Below are 19,226 nucleotides of genomic sequence, written 5' to 3' on the forward strand. Positions count from 1 at the left end.
GAAGCGCACGTGAAGTCGGGCAGGTGATCGGCGGCCAAGCCGCCATGTAGGGCAACGGGGGATAGGCAACAGCGCCTGTCTCGCCTGATCACGCGGGGCGTCTTGCGCCGCGACAACCAGTCTTCAGTCGTCTTGCGTCCTGGGAGGGATTCAGATGTCCAAGTTTTCAAGCCATGCCTCGGCAGGTACGGGCGTGCGTGCCCGTCGTCTGCAACATCTGCGTCATTCCGCCATGGCTGTCAGCATCGGCGTGTTGCTTGCCGCACCGGTGTACGCGCAACAGGCGCAATCCTCGCCAAGCGCTCTTTCGAACAAGGCCGGCGCCAGCGCCGTGGATCTGGATACGGTGGAAGTGCGCGGTGTACGCGCCAGCCTGATCAAATCGCAGGTGATCAAGCGCGACTCCACCCAGATCGTCGATTCGGTCAGCGCCGAAGACATCGGCGCGCTGCCCGACCGCAGCGTTACCGAAACGCTGCAGCGCGTCAGCGGCGTGACCATCGACCACTTCGCCGCACGCAGCGACCCTGACCACTTTTCCGCCGAAGGCAGTGGCGTGATGATTCGCGGCCTCACCCAGGTGCGCGGCGAACTCAATGGCCGCGACATCTTCAGCGCCGCCAGCGGCCGTGGCTTGAGCTTCGAGGACGTGCCGGCCGAATTGATGGCTGGCGTGGACGTGTACAAGAATCCGTCGGCGGAAATCATCGAGGGCGGCCTGGGCGGTACGGTCAACCTGCGTACGCGCATGCCGTTCGACAACCCGGGACGCATCGTCGGCGGCAATGTCGACGTCAACTACGGCGACATGAGCAAGAAGTACAAGCCGTCGGCGTCGTTCCTGTTCAGCGATCGCTGGGACACCGGCGTCGGCGAAATGGGCTTCATGATCGATATCGCCCATTCGGAACTGGCCACGCGCTCGGACGGCATCCAGGTGGAGCCGTATGTGCGCCGCACCGACGAGGCGGTGCTGGCCGGCAGCGGGCGCAGCGAGGTGTACGTGCCCGGCGGCGTCAACTGGCGCCAGCTGGATTTCGAACGCAAGCGAGACGGTATCGCTGCAGCGTTTCAATGGAAGCCCAGCGACCAGACCGAGATCTACGCGCAATACCTGCGATCGCGCTACGACATGAACTGGCAGGAGCGCGCGGCGTTCTTCAATGACAGCAACAACAGCATCAGTCCGGCACCCGGCACCACGTTCGAGTACGACCAGGACGGCGTCTTCCAGCGCGGCTCGCCGGTGTCCAACTCCTGGCGCGGTCTGTTGACCGGCGATGGTGTGCGTTTCAATACCGACAACCGCTATTCCGAGCAGCGCACCACCACCTCGGACCTGTCGGTGGGCTTCAGCCACTATTTCAACGACAACCTGCAGATCAAAGGTGATGTGCAGCTGGTGCAGTCGGAGAACGACCAGCTCGACTTCACCGTGTTCAGCGCAACCTACCTACCTGGCCTGACCTATGACGTGTCGGGCAAGTATCCGACCGTGCAGATCGCCAACCAGGGTTTCACCCAGGACCCGTCCAATTATTTCTGGGCCGCGGCGATGGATCACCTGGGCAACAATCGCGGACGTCAGCTCTCCACCCGCGTGGACCTGGAATACACCTTCCAGGACAGCAGCTGGCTACGCTTTGCGCGCTTTGGCATGCGCGCCACCGACCGCAACCAGACCAACAAGAACTCCGGATACAACTGGGGCGTGTTGTCGGACAACTGGGCGGCGATCCCCGGCAGCGCTTCGGGCCTTGCGGACATGTCGCAATACCTGCCCGACGAGTCGTCGCGGTTCACCTTCTCCAATTTCTTCCGTGGCGGCGTGAACGTGCCCACCACGCTTGTGGTGCCCAACGGTGGGCTGGTCAAGAACTACCGCCGCGCGTCGGGTCTGCTACAACAGCAGATCGTGGCGTTGCGCGGCTACGGGTGGGCGCCGGATACCTATCAGCCCCAGGACACCAACCGGCAGTTCGAGCGCACCCAGGCCGCGTATGCGGCGCTGTATTTCGGCAACGACGAGGCTTGGGGTGTGCCGGTGGACGGCAATATCGGCGTGCGCATCGTGCAGACCAAGACCCAGGCCGAAGGCTTTGGTCAGTTTCAGGACCTGTCCGGCTTGAACGTGTCGCCGGAGCTGCAGGCCCGTTACACCGGCCAGTATTTCGACAACAACTCGCAGGGCAGCTACACCAATGTGTTGCCGAGCTTGAACATGCGCTTCCGCTTCACCGACACCTTGCAGTGGCGTATCGCCGCGTCCAAGGCCATGGCGCGCCCGGATTACACCCAATTGCAGCCGTACGTGCTGCTCAACGTGGAGACCGACGACGCCGGCAACGCGACCAACTTCGTCGGTACCGCCGGTAACCCGACCCTCAAGCCGATGACCGCCAACCAGTTCGATACCGCGTTGGAGTGGTACTTCGACACCAGCGACATGCTGTACACCACGCTGTTCTACAAGAAGGTCAAGGATTACTTCTCCACCCAGACCCGCAGCGAGACCTACGATAATCGCGAGTGGCTGGTGACCCGGCCGTACAACACCGACGAAGGCACCATCCGCGGCGCCGAAGTGGGCTATACGCAGTTCTTCGACGCGCTGCCCGGCTGGATGAGCGGCTTCGGCATCAATGCCAACTTCACCTTCGTCGACAGCAAGGGCGGCGCCAATACCGCTATCGACCCGTACACCCGCACCACGGTGACCGGCGTCGAGCTGCCGCTGGAAGGCTTATCGCGGCGCAGCTACAACCTGGCCGGTATCTACGAGAAGGGCCCGCTGTCGCTGCGGCTGGCCTACAACTGGCGCTCGCGGTACCTGCTGACCACCAGCGACGCGGCCACGCGGCTGCCGACCTGGGCCGATGACTATGGCCAGCTCGACGGCTCGTTCTTCTACCGCTTCAACGAGCATCTGCAGCTCGGTGTGCAGGCCAACAACCTGACCAACACCGTGACCAAGGTGCTGATGGGTCCGACCTCGTATGCGGATGGCGAAGTGGACCCGCGGCTGTATACACGTTCGTCGTTCGTCAACGACCGGCGGTATTCGCTGGTGCTGCGGATGAACTGGTAAGTGCAACAGGTCACGTCTCGACTGTGCGCTGATCTGCAAGGTCGAGCCCGTTTCCCGGAAATCGGTAGATCCGGCCTGGAATGCCGGACCTGCCTGGTTTGCCGTACTTACTATAGTTTTAACGAATACCTTTCCAGGAATATTTCATTGGTGTGGCATGACGGCCGCGCCCTATGCTCCCGCCGCAGCCGCAGGTCTGCCCGCCAGGGCGACCACGCATCTGCGCCTCCGGTAGTGCCGCGAGGCCAGATGCGGGCCAGCAACAACGACGGGCAGGGCGTTCGCGCACCGGCCCGCTAAAACAAGAAGTACATGCGTCCTGGGAGGGAGCACCATGTCAGTGCAACATCGCCACATTCCGGCAGGCCGGTCTGTGGGCCAGCGTTCGATCCGTGATTTCCGCCGCTCCGTGATGGCCATCAGTGTGGCCACGCTGCTGAGCGCGCAGGCCTATGCGCAGGATGCGACCACCACCGCTGCACCGGCGTCGGATGCGACCACCCAGCAGCTGGACACGGTGCAGGTCACCGGTACCCGCAGCAGCGTCACCAAGGCGCAGCTGGTCAAGCAGAATGCCGAGCAGATCGTCGATTCCATCGTCGCCGAAGACATCGGCAAGCTGCCCGACAACAACGTCGCCGAAGCGCTGCAGCGCATCTCCGGCATCCAGATTTCGCGTAACTACGGCGAAGGCAGCTCGATCGCCATCCGTGGCCTGACCCAGGTGCGCACCGAGCTCAATGGCCGCGATATCTTCACCGCCAACGACGGCCGCGGCCTGAGCTTCGAAGACGTGTCGGCCGAATTGCTCGGCGGCGTCAACGTCTACAAAAATCCTTCTGCCGACATGATCGAAGGTGGCCTGGGCGGCACCGTCGACCTGCGCACGCGTCTGCCGTTCGACTACGACGGCCGCAAGATCGCCGGGAGCGTGCAGTACAACTATTACGACCTGGCCGACGACGGCAAGCCGGCGTTCTCGGGCCTGTTCAGCGACCGCTGGCAGACCGGCATCGGCGAGATCGGCCTGCTGGTGAACTACTCGCAGCAGAAGAGCCCGTTCCGTCAGGACACCATCTCGATCGAGCCGTGGTACACCCAGACCGACCTGCCGGGCTACGAAGGCCAGGGCGTGTCGGTGCCCCATGGTGCCGGCATCAACACCACCGTCGGTGAGCGCGAGCGCAAGACTGGCGCGTTTGCGATGCAGTGGCGTCCGAACGATGCGGTCGAGGTCTATACGCAGGTGCTGCGGTCGGAATACGACTTCAGCTGGCAAGATTATTCGTTCTTTGCGCTGACCCAACAAAATCCGATTCAAGGATTGCCCGGCATCCAGGTCAACGGTCGCAACGAATTCGTCAATGGCTCGTTCCAGAACGTGCCGACCGAATCCAACACCAGCCTGACCGAGCGTCACTCGGTGACCACCGATTACTCGCTGGGTGCCAAGTGGACGGTCAACGAAAAGCTGACCCTGAGCACCGACTTCCAGTACGTTGATGCCACCACCAAGGGTACCCGGTACATCTTAGCAACCGGGCAAGACACCAGCCCGCAGTTCAACGTCGACTTCCGTGGCACGCTGCCGCGCCTGTCCGTCACCGATGCCAGCGGCTCAGAGGGATATCTAGCCGACGTCAACAACTACGACGGCTGGCGCTACCACCTGGACAACAAGGACGACAATGAAGGTACGGAGTTCGCCTGGCGTTCGGACATGGACTTGGCGTTCGATAGCGACTTCGTGCGTAGCTTCAAGGCGGGTGTGCGTTATACCGATCGCGATGCCGAAACAAAAGGCAACGTGTGGCGCTTCATGTGTTTGAACACCGCCTGCGGTGCTGCGACCGACTCGCCATTCGCGGCTTTCCCCAGCATCGGTCTCACGAACAATCCAATTACCGATTTTTTCCGCGGACAAAGCAACACTTTTGGACGCACGCTGACAGCAGCCAATTCGGCAGTGTCTAACTATGAGCAGACTCTGGCCACGTTTGGCGCCAGCCCGCTTGTATTTGCACCCAACAACATCAACACGCAGAACGAAAAGACCTACGCGGCGTATGGTGTACTGCGTTTCGGCGTGGATGGCGACATCCCGTTTGACGGCAACATCGGTGTGCGCGTTGTGCGTACTGAGGTAGGTTCACAAGGGGTGAGAACCGGAACGGATTCGGAGGGCGGCGGTTTGATCCCAGTCGATGTTCAACGCACCTACACTGACGTGCTGCCTAGCTTGAATTTGCGTTGGATGCTCAGTGATCAGCTGCAGTGGCGCTTCGCTGCCTCGCGTGGCATTTCCCGCCCGACGTTTGATCGACTCAATCCTAATTTGAGTTTGGGAACTAACACCGGTGCAGGCGGCTCGACGTTTATTGGCAGCGCGGGTAACCCGGATCTTGAGCCAATGAAAGCCGATCAGTTCGACACTGCGTTGGAATGGTATTTTGGGCAAGGCTCTATGGTGTACGGCACAGCTTTCTACAAAAAAGTGGAGGGCTTCATCGCCAGCGCCGTGTTTGATGAGACCTATGGTGGGCGTCCCGCAGAGATCACCCGTCCGGTCAACGGCGATGCCGGCAAGATCCGCGGCGCGGAACTGGGCTATACGCAGTTCTTCGACTTCCTGCCGGGTTGGCTGAGCGGCTTCGGCCTGCAGACCAACTACACCTATGTCGACAGCGAGGCACCCAGCCCCACTGCCACCGACACCAACGGCCAGTCGTTGACGGTGCCGCTGGAAGGCCTGTCCAAGAACAGCTACAACGCGATCCTCAGCTACGAAACCTCGCGCTTCCAGGGCCGTGTGGCCTACAACTGGCGCAGCGACTGGCTGGTAACCACCGCAGGCAACGGCACCGGCAACCTGCCGGTCTACAACAAGGGCTTCGGCCAGCTGGATGCCTCGCTGCGTTTCAACATCAATGATGTCTGGTCGATTTCGCTGGATGGCGTGAATCTGCTCGATACCCGTCGCGAAAGCTACCTGGGGACCGAGTCGCGTTACCGCGACTTCGTGATCAACGATCGTCGGTATGGCCTGACCTTGCGGGCCAGCCTGTAGAACGCGCCGTAGGAAGTGCGTCGCCGGTCCGGCGAGCTGTGCAGGCAGCTCGTTGGACCGGTGTTTTTCCTATCGATGGCGCTGCCGTCGATCGCGAAGGGAGCCGGAGGAATGATCGCCATGATCGATCCGCCTACTAAGCGCCGCCTTTTCGCAGCACACGCATGGCCGACTGTCGTTTGCCTGACGCTGGTGTTGCTCTTGATGACGTCTCACGTGCACGCGGCCGAGCCCGTCACGCAGGGGCCTTACCAGTGGCGCAGCGTAGCCATTGGCGGTGGTGGCTTTGTCACCGGCGTGCTGTTCCATCCCGCCGAACGCGATCTTGCCTATGCGCGCACCGATGTCGGTGGCGCCTATCGCTGGGATGCGCGTGCGCAGCAGTGGGTGGCCCTGACCGACTGGTTGGGCGCAGACGACTGGAACCTGATGGGCATCGATGCGTTCGCCATCGATCCCGCCAACCCTGAGGCCATCTACCTGGCAGCGGGGACCTACATGCACGAGCGCGCCGGCAATGCGGCGGTACTGCGTTCGTTCGATCGCGGTAAACGTTTCGAGCGCGCCGATCTGCCGTTCAAACTGGGCGGCAATCAGTTGGGCCGTGCCAACGGCGAGCGGCTGGCGGTGGACCCGCACGATGGCCGTGTGCTGTTGCTGGGTTCACGTGATGCCGGCCTGTGGCGCAGCGACGATCGTGGCGCGCACTGGGCGCGGGTGGAAGGATTTCCTGCCGATGCATTGGCCGGCGCCACCGCGCGCAACCATGTCGGACGCGAACAGGCGGTGGGGATCGCCTTCGTCGTGTTCGACGCCGCCAGCGGCCGCGCTGGCAGTCCGACGCCACGCATCTATGTGGGCGTTTCCACCGCGCAAACCAGTCTGTATGTCTCTGACGATGCCGGCCGCAGCTGGGTGGCAGTGGCCGGGCAACCTAGGGGGTTGCGTCCGAGCCACATGGCCGGTGGCAGCGACGGCCAGTGGTACCTGAGCTACGGCGATCAGCCCGGCCCGGACCTGATGGCCGGGGGGGCGCTATGGAAGTACAGCCCGGCGCAGGGGCGCTGGAGCGAGATCAGCCCGATTGTGCAGCCGGCTGATGGCGATGGTTTCGGCTGGGGCGCGGTGGCGGTGGACCCGCAGGATCCGCAGGTGCTGCTGGCCAGCACCTTCCGCCGGCGGACGCCGCGCGATGAGCTGTTTCGCAGCGTCGATGGCGGCAAGCATTGGGCGCCGCTGTTGGCCGATGCGGTGTTCGATCACAGCGCCGCGCCGTGGACCGCACAGGCGACACCGCACTGGATGGGCGCGCTGGCGATCGATCCGTTCGACAGCAACCACGCGCTGTTCGTCACCGGCTACGGCATCTGGGCCTCGCGCAATCTGCGCGATTTCGCCGGCAAGCGGCAGCCGCTGCGGTGGTGGTTTCAGGACCGCGGGCTGGAAGAGACCGTGCCGTTGGACTTGCTCAGCCCGATGGCCGGGGCGCATCTGCTCAGCGCGTTGGGCGATATCGACGGGTTTCGTCACGACGATCTGGACACCGCGCAACTGCAGTATGTCGGCCCGCGTCTGACCAATGGCGAGAGCATCGACGCCGCCGGCCAGGCGCCATTGACGGTGGTACGCAGCGGCACCGTACGCAATCGCCGCAACAACGAGATCCGCGCGCTGGTGTCGCATGATGGCGGCGCGCACTGGAGCGCTTTTGCCAACGAACCGCCGGCCGGGCAGGGCGCGGGCACCATTGCCATCGCGGCCGACGCATCGCAGGTGATCTGGGCGCCCACTGGCGGCGGCAACTGGCGCACGGTCGATGTCGGCAAGCGCTGGCAGCGCGTGCAAGGGCTACCCGACACGGCGGTGGTGGTGGCCGACCGCGTCGATGCGCAGCGCTGGTATGCCGCCGACACCGTCAGCGGACGCTTTTACGAAAGTACCGACGGCGCGGCCAGCTTCCGCGATACCGGACACTTGGTCGGCAACCCCGCGCGCGATGAGCGCGCGCGTCCGCAGCTGCGGCCCGACCCCTGGCGTGCCGGGGTGGTGTATCTGGCCAGCCCTTCGCTTGGGGTGATGCGCTGGCAACACGGACGCTTGCAGACCTTGTCCAAGCCGGATGAAGCGCGCTCGCTGGGCATCGGCAAGCCGCTGCGCGATGGTGCGCCGCCAGCGCTGTATCTGGCCGGCCGAGTGGCCGGCGTGGATGGCGTGTTCCGCTCCGATGACGACGGCGCGCAGTGGCTGCGCATCAACGACGATGCGCACCGGTTCGGCAAGCCTTACAGCGTGACAGGCGACCCGCGACTGCCTGGACGCGTGTATTTCGCCACCGGTGGCCGTGGCATCTTTTATGGCGACCCACGATGAGCGCTGCGTCCCCGCGCACGGCATCGCGCTGCCGTACCTTGACGCGTTGCATCCCCCATCGCCTCGTTGCGCGCCGACCGGCCGCGCCGCTCCCGGAGATCACCGCATGACCGCAATTCTCGTTCGCCGCGCCTGCCTGCTGGGTCTGGTGCTGGCCAGCCCACTCGCGCTGGCTCAGCCGACCCTGCCGCTGTTGTTTGCCGATGGCGCAGTGCTGCAGCGTGACCAGCCCATGCCCGTGTGGGGATGGGCATCGCCCAATGCCGCGATCACGGTCAGCTTCGATGGCAAGCGCGCCACCGCCAAGGCCGATGCGCAGGGCGCATGGAAGGTGAGCTTGCCTGCGCACAAAGCCGGCGGCCCGTATGTGTTGAGCGTGCAGGGCGATGGTGGGCAGCTGCAGGTGCGCGACGTGCTGGTCGGCGATGTGTGGCTGGCCAGCGGGCAGTCGAATATGGAATGGCCGCTGGCGCAGGCCAGCGATGGCCCGCAGGCGGTCGCCGCCGCCAACGACCCGCAGCTGCGTCACTTCAAGGTGCCCAAATCGTGGTCGGTGCAGCCGGAAGCGCGCCTGACCGGCGGTGAGTGGAAAGCGGCCACCCCGGACACGGCCGGCGAGTTCACTGCGGTGGGATATTTTTTCGCCAAGGAGCTGCGCGCCAGCACCGGCGTGCCGATCGGCATCGTCAACAGCACCTGGGGCGGCAGTGCGATCGAGGCGTGGATGGATGCCGCATCGCTGGGTTTGAATGCCGAACAGAACCAGGGCGCGATCGAGGCAATCAAGCAGCGCGACGCTGCCGCACAGGCAGCCACCGGCAAACGCATCGCGCGCTGGCCCAAGGTCGATGGCGACACGCCGCAATGGCGCGACTCCACGTTTGACGATAGCGATTGGGACAGCATCCCGACCACCCAGCAGTGGGAGTCCAACGGGTATGACGGCATGGACGGTATCGCCTGGTACCGCGCCACGGCGACGTTGAGCGCGGCCGAGGCCAAGGCGGGCATCACGCTGGGCGTGGGCCAGATCGATGATTCGGACACCACCTACGTCAACGGCCAGCAGGTCGGCAGCACCGAGAAGCAATGGAATCTGCCGCGCGTCTACAACGTGCCGGCAGCGGCGCTCAAGGCCGGCCTCAATCACATTGCGGTGCGCGTGGAAGACCTCAGCGGCGGTGGCGGCATGCACGGCCCGGACGAGCAGCGCTTCGTGCAGACCAAGGACGGCACCAAGCGCGCGTTGAGCGGCTGGAAGTTCCGTCCCGCGCAAGTGCGCGTGTCGTTGACCGACAACAAGAACCAGCTGCCGACGCTGCTGTACAACCAGATGATCCACCCTCTGCAGCCGTTCCCGGTCAAGGGCGTGATCTGGTACCAGGGCGAAACCAATGCCAGCGAGAGCGGGGCGGTGAAATATCGCGAACAGTTCGCCGCGATGATCCAGCAGTGGCGCGCCGAACGTGGCCAGAAGGCCCTACCGTTCCTGTGGGTGCAGTTGGCCAACTTCAAGGCCGGCGGCGACAAGGCCGAGCTGAGCCCGTGGGCGCTGTTGCGCGAGTCGCAGTCCAAGACGCTGGCGCTGCCGGCGACCGGGCAGGCGGTGATCATCGACATCGGCAACCCCGAGGACATCCATCCCACCAACAAGCGCGATGTCGGCCATCGTCTGGCGCTGGCGGCGCGGCACGTGGCCTATGGCGAGACACTGGTCTACAGCGCGCCGGTGTTCAAGCGGGCAGGGTTCGAAAACGGCAAGGCGGTGCTGACCTTCGACCTGCAGGGCAGTGCGCTGCAGGTGCGTGGCGGTGGCGCGGTGCAGGGCTTGCGTATTGCCGGTGCCGATCGACGCTTCCACCCGGCGACCGCTCAGATCGAGGGCGACCGCGTAATCGTGCGCAGCGATGCAGTGCCTGTACCGGTTGCGGTGCGCTACGGCTGGAGCGAGAACCCGGACGACGCCAACCTGATCAATCGCGACGCCCTTCCTGTTTCCCCCTTCCGCACCGATACCTGGTGACACGGAGTCTTATGTCCATGCATTCCCCCGTTGCACGCGCCATCTCTTATTCCAACGCGCGGCGTGGCCTGCGACCGCTGCTGCTGTCCGCGCTGACGCTCGCGTTGGCTGCATGCCAATCCGGCGAGCAGGGCCAGGCAGAGACACCTGCCGCCTCCGCACACACCGCATCGGCAACGCCGGCGACCGCACAGACTCCGGCGGCGCAGACACCAATGCCGCAGTTCGTCAGCAAGGACGGCAAGCATGCGTTACTGGTCGACGGCGCGCCGTTCCTGATCCTGGGCGCGCAGGTCAACAACTCCAGCAACTATCCCGGCGTGATGGACAAGGTGTGGCCGGCCATCAAGATGATGGGTCCCAATACCGTGCAGGTGCCGATCGCCTGGGAACAGGTGGAACCGGAAGAAGGCAAGTTCGATTTCTCCTTCGTCGATACGCTGCTCACCCAGGCGCGCGAACACAAGGTGCGGCTGGTGCTGCTGTGGTTTGCCACCTGGAAGAACAACGGCCCGGCGTACGCGCCGTCCTGGGTCAAGGCCGACAACCAGCGCTTCCCGCGCGTGATCACCCGCGAAGGCAAGTCAATCGGCTCACTGTCGCCGCATGCGCAAGCCACGCTGGATGCCGACCGCAAGGCGTTCGTCGCCTTCATGCAGCACCTGAAGCAGGTCGACCCGCAGCACACCGTGATCATGATCCAGCCGGAGAACGAGGCGGGCACCTATGGCAGCGTGCGCGACTTTTCTCCGATGGCGCAAAAATTGTTCGACGGCCCGGTACCGGACGCACTACTCAAGCGCTTGAACAAGCAGCCGGGCAGCTGGGCGCAGGTGTTCGGCGCCGATGCCGATGAAATCTTCCATGCGTGGTCGATCGGCCGTTACATCGACCAGGTGACCGAAGCCGGCAAGGCCGAATATCCGCTGCCGATGTACGTCAATGCCGCGCTGCGCGGGCCGTTCAATCCGGGCCAGCCCGGCCAGTACGCCAGCGGTGGCCCCACCGACAACGTGCTCGATGTCTGGAAGGCCGCAGGCCCGCATATCGACCTGCTGGCGCCGGACATCTACATGCCCGAATACCGCATGTACACCACGGTGCTGGAGCGTTACGCCCGCCCGGACAATGCCTTGTTCGTCGCCGAGACCGGCAACCGCCAGGAATACGCGCGCTACCTGTATCCCACGCTGGGCCACAATGGCATCGGCTGGTCGGCATTCGGCATCGACTTCACCCGTTACTCCAACTATCCGTTGGGTGCCAAGCACGTCAACGAAGAAACGCTGGCACCGTTCGCGCTGGGTTTCCAGGCCGTGAGCATGGGCATGCGCCCGTTCGCCAAGGCCGCGTCCCAAGGCAAGTTGCACGGCACCGCCGAAGAACCCGGCCAGGCCGTGCAGGAGCTCAAGCTCAACGACCGCTGGAGCGCCACCATCACCTATGGCGTGCCGCAGTTCTGGTTCAAGGGCGAGCCGCCGGCAACCCGGAGCCGATCGGCGCAGCGTTGATCGCCGAGCTGGGCCCGGACGAGTTCCTGGTCACCGGCTACCACGCGCGCGTGACCCTGCACCCGGCCAGCGACGCCACCGCCAACATGTTCTACGACCGCGTCGAGGAAGGCGTATACGAGGGCACGCAGTGGCAGTTCCAGCGCAACTGGAACGGCGACCAGACCGATTACGGCGTCAATTTTTCCAGCGTGCCGCAGCTGCTCAAGATCAAGCTCGCCACCTACAAATAATCAGCAACCCATGCGCTGCCGCCCCCGCGGCAACGTTTCGCAATTCAAAGGGAGTGACCATGCAAACCACCATCCGTTCCGCCGGCGCCGCGCCTGCCAACCGACGTACACCGCTTGCCCATTGCCTGGCGTTGTCGCTGGCGCTGCTGGCCAATGCCGCGCATGCGCAGGAAGTGCGCAAGGCCGCCGATGGCGTCACCGTGGTGCCGAGCGCCAAGGACGCCGCACCGGTGCGCCTGCAGGTGGTCGATGCCGGCATCATCCGCGTCAGCGCCGATCCGGATGGCGATTTCGCACGCAGCCCCAGCCTGATGCGCGTGCCGGTGCAGGGCGATAGCGCCTTCCAGGTGGCCGAGCAGGGCGACAGCGTGCAGCTGAAGACCGGCAAGGTCACCGCCACCGTGTCCACCGTCGACGGCCATGTCAGCTTCGCCGATGCCAATGGCAAGCCGGTGCTGGCCGAAGTGGCCGGCGGGCGCAGCTTTGCGCCACTGAAAGTGGAGGGCAAGCAATACCTGAGCGTGCGTCAGCGTTTCCAGTCGCCTGACGACGAGGCCTTGTACGGCTTCGGCCAACATCAGCAGGGCTGGATGAACCAGAAGGGCCGCAATGTCGAATTGCAACAGAACAACATCGACATGGCAGTGCCGTACCTGGTGTCCAGCCGCAACTACGGCCTGCTGTGGGACAACAACTCGATCAGTCGCCTGGGCGACCCGCGCGGCCTGCAGCCGCTGCCCAAGACGCTCAAGTTGTACGACGCCAAGGGCAAGTCCGGTGCGCTGACCGCACGTTATGCGATCAACGGCAAGCAGATCGTCGAACGTCGCGAGAGCGAGGTGAACTACCAGTACCTCAGCAACCTGACCAAATATCCGAAGAAGGCCATCACCAAGGACAAGGAAAGCCGCATGCAGGTCACCTGGGAGGGCGAGATCGAAGCGCTCACCGGTGGCGAGCACACCTTCTCGCTGTATTCGAGCGAGTACGCCAAGTTGTACGTGGACGGCAAACTGGTAATCGATCGCTGGCGCCAGAACTGGAACCCGTGGAATCACGAGTTCAAGCTGGAGCTGGAACCGGGCACGCGCCACACCGTCAAGATCGAGTGGGATCTCATCGACCCCAGCTACATCGCGCTGCTGCACCGCGACCCGCTGCCTGCGGCCGAAGCGAAAGATCTGTCGCTGTGGTCCGAAGCCGGCCAGATGATCGATTACTACTTCGTGTCCGCCGATTCGTACGATCAGGCCGTGGCCGGCTACCGCGAACTCACCGGCAAGTCGGTGATGCTGCCCAAGTGGGCCTATGGCTTCTGGCAGAGCCGCGAGCGCTACAAGAGCCAGGATGAGCTGGTAGGCGCGGTGGCTGAATACCGCAAGCGCAAGCTGTCGCTGGACAATATCGTGCTCGACTGGTCGTACTGGCCCGAAAACGCCTGGGGTTCGCATGATTTCGATCCCAAGCACTTCCCGGATCCGGACGGCATGGTCAAGGCCGTGCACGACATGCACGCCCAGATCATGATTTCGATCTGGCCCAAGTTCTATCCCACCACCGCCAACTACAAGGAACTGGATGCCGCCGGTTTCATGTACAAGCGGAACGTGGAAGTGGGCGAGCTGGACTGGATCGGCAAGGGCTACAAGAATTCGTTCTACGACCCGTACTCGGAGAAGGCGCAGGCCATCTACTGGCGCCAGGTCAACGAAAAGCTCAACAGCAAGGGCTTTGACGCATGGTGGATGGACGCCGACGAGCCGGATGTGCACTCCAACCTGGACATCGGCGAGCGCAAGGCACGCACCACGCCCAACGCGCTGGGCTCGTCCACCGAGTACTTCAATTCCTACCCGCTGCCGCACACCCATGGCGTGTACGAAGGCGATCGCGCGGCCGACGACAAGCGCGTGTTCATCCTTTCGCGCAAGGGCTATGCCGGCACCCAGCGCAATGCGGTGGCGGTGTGGAGCGGCGACATCGTGTCGCGTTGGGACGACATGCACGACCAGATTTCCGCAGGCGTCAACATGGCGCTGTCGGGCCTGCCCAACTGGACCTTCGACATCGGCGGCTTCGCGGTGGAGAAGCGCTACGAAAACCAGGACCCGGCGCATCTGCCGGAATGGCGCGAGCTCAATACCCGCTGGTTCCAGTTCGGTGCATTCGTACCGATCTTCCGCTCGCACGGGCAGTTCCCGTATCGCGAAATCTGGAACATCGCCCCGGAAGGCACGCCGTTCTACGAGAGCATGGCCTACTACAATCGCCTGCGTTACGCCTTGCTGCCCTACATCTACAGCCTGGCCGGCGATACCTATCAGCGCGATGGCGTGATCATGCGCGGCATGATGATGGACTTCCCGGATGACGCGAAGGCCCGCGACATCAACGATCAGTACCTGTTCGGACCGGCGTTCCTGGTTGCACCGGTGACCCGCTTCGGTGCCACCTCGCGTCAGGTGTACCTGCCGGCCGGCACCAGCTGGCTGGATTTCGCCACCGGCAAGCGCTACGAGGGTGGCCAGAGCATCGAAGCGGCCGCGCCGATCGAACGCATGCCGCTGTTCGTGCGTGCCGGCTCCATCGTGCCGACCGGCCCGGTGCAGGAATACGTGGACCAGAAGCCGGATGCGCCGCTGACCGTGGTGGTCTACACCGGTGCCGACGGTGAGTTCTCGCTGTACGAAGACGATGGCAAGGGCTATGGCTACGAGAAGGGCGAGTTCAGCCGCATTCCGCTGGTCTGGAACCAGGCCAAGGGCGAGCTGAGCATCGGCAAACGCGAAGGCAGCTGGACCGGTATGCAGGCCAAACGCACCATCAACGTGCGCTTTGTCGACGGGCCCCGCGATGATGCCGGTGCGCTCGAACCCAAGACCGACACCAGCATCCAGTACGACGGCAAGGCGGTCAGCGTGTTGCAGCGCAAGATTGCGTCCGGCAAAGCGCGTCGTCGATGATCGCAGGCTGTCTTCAGTCGATGAGCGAGCAGATGCCGGAACGCCGCAAGGCAGTCGCGGGCGGTTCCGGTGATGCAGTACGGCGGTGGCCGTGCTGACCCGTCGTGAACTGTGCAAGGCAACCGGGGCCACGATGGCGGTCCTGGGCGCGGCACCGGTGGCCGGACAGGCCGCGCGCGCTTCGAAAAGCGCCGCGTTGCCGGCTGTGGCGCCTACTGATGCGTTGCAGTTGTGGTATCGCGAACCGGCCAACGAATGGGTGGAGGCCTTGCCGGTCGGTAATGGCCGACTCGGCGCGATGGTGTGGGGCGGCATTGCCCACGAGCGCCTGCAACTCAACGAAGACACGCTCTACGCTGGCGGTCCCTACGATTCGACCAGCCCGGAGGGATTGGCCGCGTTGCCGCAGGTGCGTGCGTTGATCTTTGGCGGCCGCTACGCCGAGGCCGAACAACTGGCCGACGCCAAGCTGCTCTCGCGTCCGCTCAAGCAGATGCCGTATCAACCGCTGGGCGATCTGTTGCTGGATTTCGATCGTGCCGACGGCATCAGCGAGTACCGGCGCCAGCTGGATCTGGACACCGCGGTGGCCACTACCAGCTTCCGCTCCGGCGGTGCGCTGCATCAGCGCGACGTGTTCGTCTGTGCGCAGTCGCAATGCATCGTGGTGCGTCTGTCGTGCGACCGGCCACGCGCGATCTCCCTGCGCGTGGGCATCGACAGCCCGCAAAGCGGCGAGGTCACGGTGGAGCAGGGCGGTTTGCTGTTTACCGGCCGCAACGGCAGCTTTGCCGGTATCGAGGGCAAGCTTCGGTTCGCGCTGCGCGTAGTGCCACGGGTCAAAGGCGGCGCGGTGACCGCGTTGCGCGATCGCTTGCGCATCGAGGGCGCCGATGAGGTGGTGTTGCTGCTCACCGCAGCTACCAGCTACCGACGTTTCGACGCGGTGGATGGCGACCCGCTCGCACTCGCTGCTGCAAGCCTGCGCAAGGCTCAAGCGCTGGACTACGCCGCGTTGCTGCGCGCGCATCTTGCCGATCACCAACGCCTGTTCCGGCGCGTGGCGATCGACCTGGGCACCAGCGATGCGGCAGCACTGCCCACCGACCAACGCGTACAGCAATTTGCCGGCGGCAACGACCCGGCATTGGCCGCGCTGTATCACCAGTATGGCCGTTACCTGTTGATCTGTAGCTCGCGGCCCGGCACCCAGCCGGCCAACCTGCAGGGCATCTGGAACGACCTGATGCAGCCGCCGTGGGAAAGCAAGTACACCATCAACGTCAACACCGAGATGAACTACTGGCCCAGTGAGGCCAACGCATTGCACGAATGCGTCGAACCGCTGGAATCCATGTTGTTCGACCTGGCCATCACCGGCGCGCACACCGCGCGTGCGCTCTACGGTGCGCCGGGCTGGGTGGTGCATAACAACACCGACCTATGGCGCCAGGCCGGGCCGATCGATGGCGCCAAGTGGAGCCTGTGGCCGATGGGCGGGGTGTGGTTGTTGCAGCAGCTGTGGGACCGCTGGGATTACGGGCGCGACCGCGCCTATCTGAGCAAGATCTACCCGTTGTTCAAGGGCGCGGCGGAGTTCTTCGTTGCCACGCTGGTGCGCGACCCGCAGACCGGCGCGATGGTGACCAACCCCTCGATCTCGCCAGAAAACCAGCATCCGTTCGGTGCCGCCATCTGTGCCGGCCCGACCATGGATGCGCAGCTGTTGCGCGACCTGTTCGCGCAGTGCATCGCGATGAGCAAGTTGCTTGATGTCGATGCAGCGCTGGCGCAGCAGCTGGCCACGCTGCGCGAGCAATTGCCGCCCAACCGCATCGGCAAGGCCGGGCAGTTGCAGGAGTGGCAGCAGGATTGGGATATGGACGCGCCGGAGATCCATCACCGCCACGTCTCGCATCTCTATGCGCTGCATCCTTCGAGCCAGATCAATCTGCGCGATACGCCCGAGCTGGCCGCCGCAGCAAAACGCACGCTGGAAACCCGTGGCGACAACACCACTGGCTGGGGCATCGGCTGGCGGTTGAATCTGTGGGCGCGGTTGGCCGACGGCGAGCATGCGTATCGCATCCTGCAATTACTGATCTCGCCCGAGCGCACCTACCCGAACCTGTTCGACGCACACCCGCCGTTCCAGATCGACGGCAACTTCGGCGGCACCGCCGGCATCACCGAAATGCTGCTGCAAAGCTGGGGCGGCAGTGTGTTTCTGCTGCCGGCCCTGCCCAGCGCCTGGCCGCGCGGCAGCGTGCGTGGTCTGCGCGTGCGGGGCGGCGCCAGCATCGATCTGGAATGGGATGGCGGTCGCTTGCAGCAGGCACGCCTGCACAGCGATCGTGGCGGACGCTATCAACTGTCCTACGCAGGGCAGACCCTGGACCTGGAACTGGGCGCGGGCCGCACCCAGCAGGTGGGACTCAACAACAACCGATTGGTGAAGCAATGAGCTTGTACGTAGGACTGGACGTGGGCACGCAGAGCGTCAAGCTGGTGGCCTATGACGCGCAGGAGCGCGCTGTGGTCGCCACCATCGCCGCACCGATGGAACTGATCAGCCGCGACGACGGTACCCGCGAGCAGCAGGCGCAGTGGTGGGTCGACGGCATCGTGCACTGCTTCGCGCAGCTCGATGGAGAACAGCGTGCGCGCGTGCGCGGCATCTCGGTGTCCGGCCAGCAGCACGGCTTTGTGCCGGTGGCCGCCGACGGCAGCGTCACCGCGCCGGTCAAGTTGTGGTGCGATACCAGCACGGCGCTGGAATGCGACGAAATCATGGACGCAGTGGGCGGTGCGGCAGGCAGCGTCGCTGCCGCAGGCAACCCGATCCTGGCCGGCTACACCGCCTCCAAACTGCCGTGGACGCGCAAGCATCGTCCCGACGCATATGCGGCAATGACCACGGTGATGCTGCCGCACGACTACATCAATTTCTGGCTCACCGGCGAGCGCTTTGCCGAAGTCGGCGATGCCTCCGGCACCGGCTGGCTGGATGTACGCACGCGCCAGTGGTCCGAGCGCATGCTCGGCGCGGTGGATGCGCAGCGCGATCTGCGCACCGCACTGCCGCCGTTGGTGGAAACCGGCGCGGTGTATGCGTTGTCCGATGCCGCTGCCGATGCATTGAACTTGCCGGCCGGCGTGCGCGTGACCACCGGCGGCGGCGACAACATGATGGCGGCCATCGGCACCGGCAACGTGGTGCCGGGCCGCTTGACGATGAGCCTGGGTACCAGCGGCACCTTGTTCGCCTACGCCGATCACCCGGTGGTGGACGACCAGGCGCGCTGGGCCGCGTTCTGCTCGTCCAGCGGCGGCTGGTTGCCGCTGATCTGCACCATGAACTGCACTGTCGCCACCGAAGCGGTGATGCGTATGTTTTCCATCACTCGCGAGCAGACCGAGGCAATGATCGCCGACACCGCACCGGGTGCGGACGGGCTGGTGTTGCTGCCATTCTTCAATGGCGAACGTACACCCAATTTGCCCGATGCTCGCGGCTGCCTGTTCGGCATGGATCTACACAACACCACTGCCGCGCATTTCTATCGTGCCGCGATGGAAGGGGCGACCTACAGCCTGCGCAATGGCTTCGATGCCTTCGTCGCTGCCGGCTTGCAGTTCGATACCATCCTGCTCACCGGCGGCGGCAGCAAGAGCGCGCAGTGGCGGCAGATGGTCGCCGACGTGTTCAACCTGCCTGTCGTGGTACCGACCCAGCCCGAGGGCGCCGCGTTTGGTGCCGCGCTACAGGCGCTATGGGCCTGCGACCGCGCCGACGGTGGCGATGCCGCTTTGTCGGAGGTGGTGCTGGAGCACCTTCAGGTGGACGACGCGCTCGCCGCACAGCCCGACCCGCAGCGCGCGGCCCAGTATCAGCAGCACTACCAAGCCTTCCTCAAGCACCTGCAAGTTGTTAGCCCGCTCTACGCTGACTGATTCACCACTCCCCCAGA

The 19,226-nt window shown here is 64.4% G+C and carries 9 protein-coding genes; all 9 read left to right on the top strand.

The annotated features are described in order from the left end of the window. Nucleotides 1-154: 154 nt before the first annotated feature. Nucleotides 155-3,088 (top strand): TonB-dependent receptor, encoded by a 2,934-nt coding sequence (locus BJD12_RS22290; RefSeq protein WP_042828252.1) that lies wholly within the window; start codon nt 155-157, stop codon nt 3,086-3,088. Between the two features lie 334 nt (nt 3,089-3,422). After that, nucleotides 3,423-6,155 (top strand): TonB-dependent receptor, encoded by a 2,733-nt coding sequence (locus tag BJD12_RS22295; RefSeq protein ID WP_039423097.1) that lies wholly within the window; start codon nt 3,423-3,425, stop codon nt 6,153-6,155. A gap of 111 nt (nt 6,156-6,266) precedes the next feature. Continuing rightward, on the top strand, nt 6,267-8,525 hold the full coding sequence (locus BJD12_RS22300) for a sialidase family protein (RefSeq protein ID WP_042827958.1): 2,259 nt from the start codon (nt 6,267-6,269) through the stop codon (nt 8,523-8,525). Nucleotides 8,526-8,631: 106 nt separating this feature from the next. Continuing rightward, entirely contained in the window at nt 8,632-10,548 is a 1,917-nt protein-coding gene (locus BJD12_RS22305) for a sialate O-acetylesterase (protein ID WP_005992024.1), read from the top strand. 17 nt (nt 10,549-10,565) lie between these two features. Then, the gene (locus BJD12_RS22310) at nt 10,566-12,059 is read left to right on the top strand and encodes a beta-galactosidase (RefSeq protein ID WP_341865694.1); all 1,494 of its coding nucleotides are present in this window, start codon (nt 10,566-10,568) and stop codon (nt 12,057-12,059) included. Then, nucleotides 11,972-12,292 carry a DUF5597 domain-containing protein gene (locus BJD12_RS25265; protein WP_425509254.1) on the top strand — a complete coding sequence of 107 codons (321 nt, stop codon included), beginning with the start codon at nt 11,972-11,974 and terminating at the stop codon, nt 12,290-12,292. The genes BJD12_RS22310 and BJD12_RS25265 overlap by 88 nt, the downstream gene beginning before the upstream one ends. Nucleotides 12,293-12,351: 59 nt before the next feature. Then, nucleotides 12,352-15,255, top strand: coding sequence for a TIM-barrel domain-containing protein (locus BJD12_RS22315; protein ID WP_042827960.1), 2,904 nt, complete (start codon nt 12,352-12,354; stop codon nt 15,253-15,255). Between the two features lie 133 nt (nt 15,256-15,388). Then, the gene (locus BJD12_RS22320) at nt 15,389-17,719 is read left to right on the top strand and encodes a glycoside hydrolase family 95 protein (protein ID WP_074059627.1); all 2,331 of its coding nucleotides are present in this window, start codon (nt 15,389-15,391) and stop codon (nt 17,717-17,719) included. After that, complete coding sequence (gene xylB, locus BJD12_RS22325) at nt 17,716-19,209, top strand: xylulokinase (protein ID WP_039423104.1); 1,494 nt, start codon at nt 17,716-17,718, stop codon at nt 19,207-19,209. The genes BJD12_RS22320 and xylB overlap by 4 nt, the downstream gene beginning before the upstream one ends. Nucleotides 19,210-19,226 lie beyond the last annotated feature (17 nt).

Source organism: Xanthomonas vesicatoria ATCC 35937 (assembly GCF_001908725.1).
Lineage (GTDB): Bacteria > Pseudomonadota > Gammaproteobacteria > Xanthomonadales > Xanthomonadaceae > Xanthomonas > Xanthomonas vesicatoria.

Bases quoted from the DNA above. Each gene is read 5' to 3' on its own strand.
- xylB (WP_039423104.1), top strand. From the start codon at position 17,716: ATGAGCTTGTACGTAGGACTGGACGTGGGCACGCAGAGCGTCAAGCTG.
- BJD12_RS22295 (WP_039423097.1), top strand. From the start codon at position 3,423: ATGTCAGTGCAACATCGCCACATTCCGGCAGGCCGGTCTGTGGGCCAG.
- BJD12_RS22290 (WP_042828252.1), top strand. From the start codon at position 155: ATGTCCAAGTTTTCAAGCCATGCCTCGGCAGGTACGGGCGTGCGTGCC.
- BJD12_RS22300 (WP_042827958.1), top strand. From the start codon at position 6,267: ATGATCGCCATGATCGATCCGCCTACTAAGCGCCGCCTTTTCGCAGCA.
- BJD12_RS22320 (WP_074059627.1), top strand. From the start codon at position 15,389: ATGGCGGTCCTGGGCGCGGCACCGGTGGCCGGACAGGCCGCGCGCGCT.
- BJD12_RS22315 (WP_042827960.1), top strand. From the start codon at position 12,352: ATGCAAACCACCATCCGTTCCGCCGGCGCCGCGCCTGCCAACCGACGT.
- BJD12_RS22310 (WP_341865694.1), top strand. From the start codon at position 10,566: ATGCATTCCCCCGTTGCACGCGCCATCTCTTATTCCAACGCGCGGCGT.
- BJD12_RS22305 (WP_005992024.1), top strand. From the start codon at position 8,632: ATGACCGCAATTCTCGTTCGCCGCGCCTGCCTGCTGGGTCTGGTGCTG.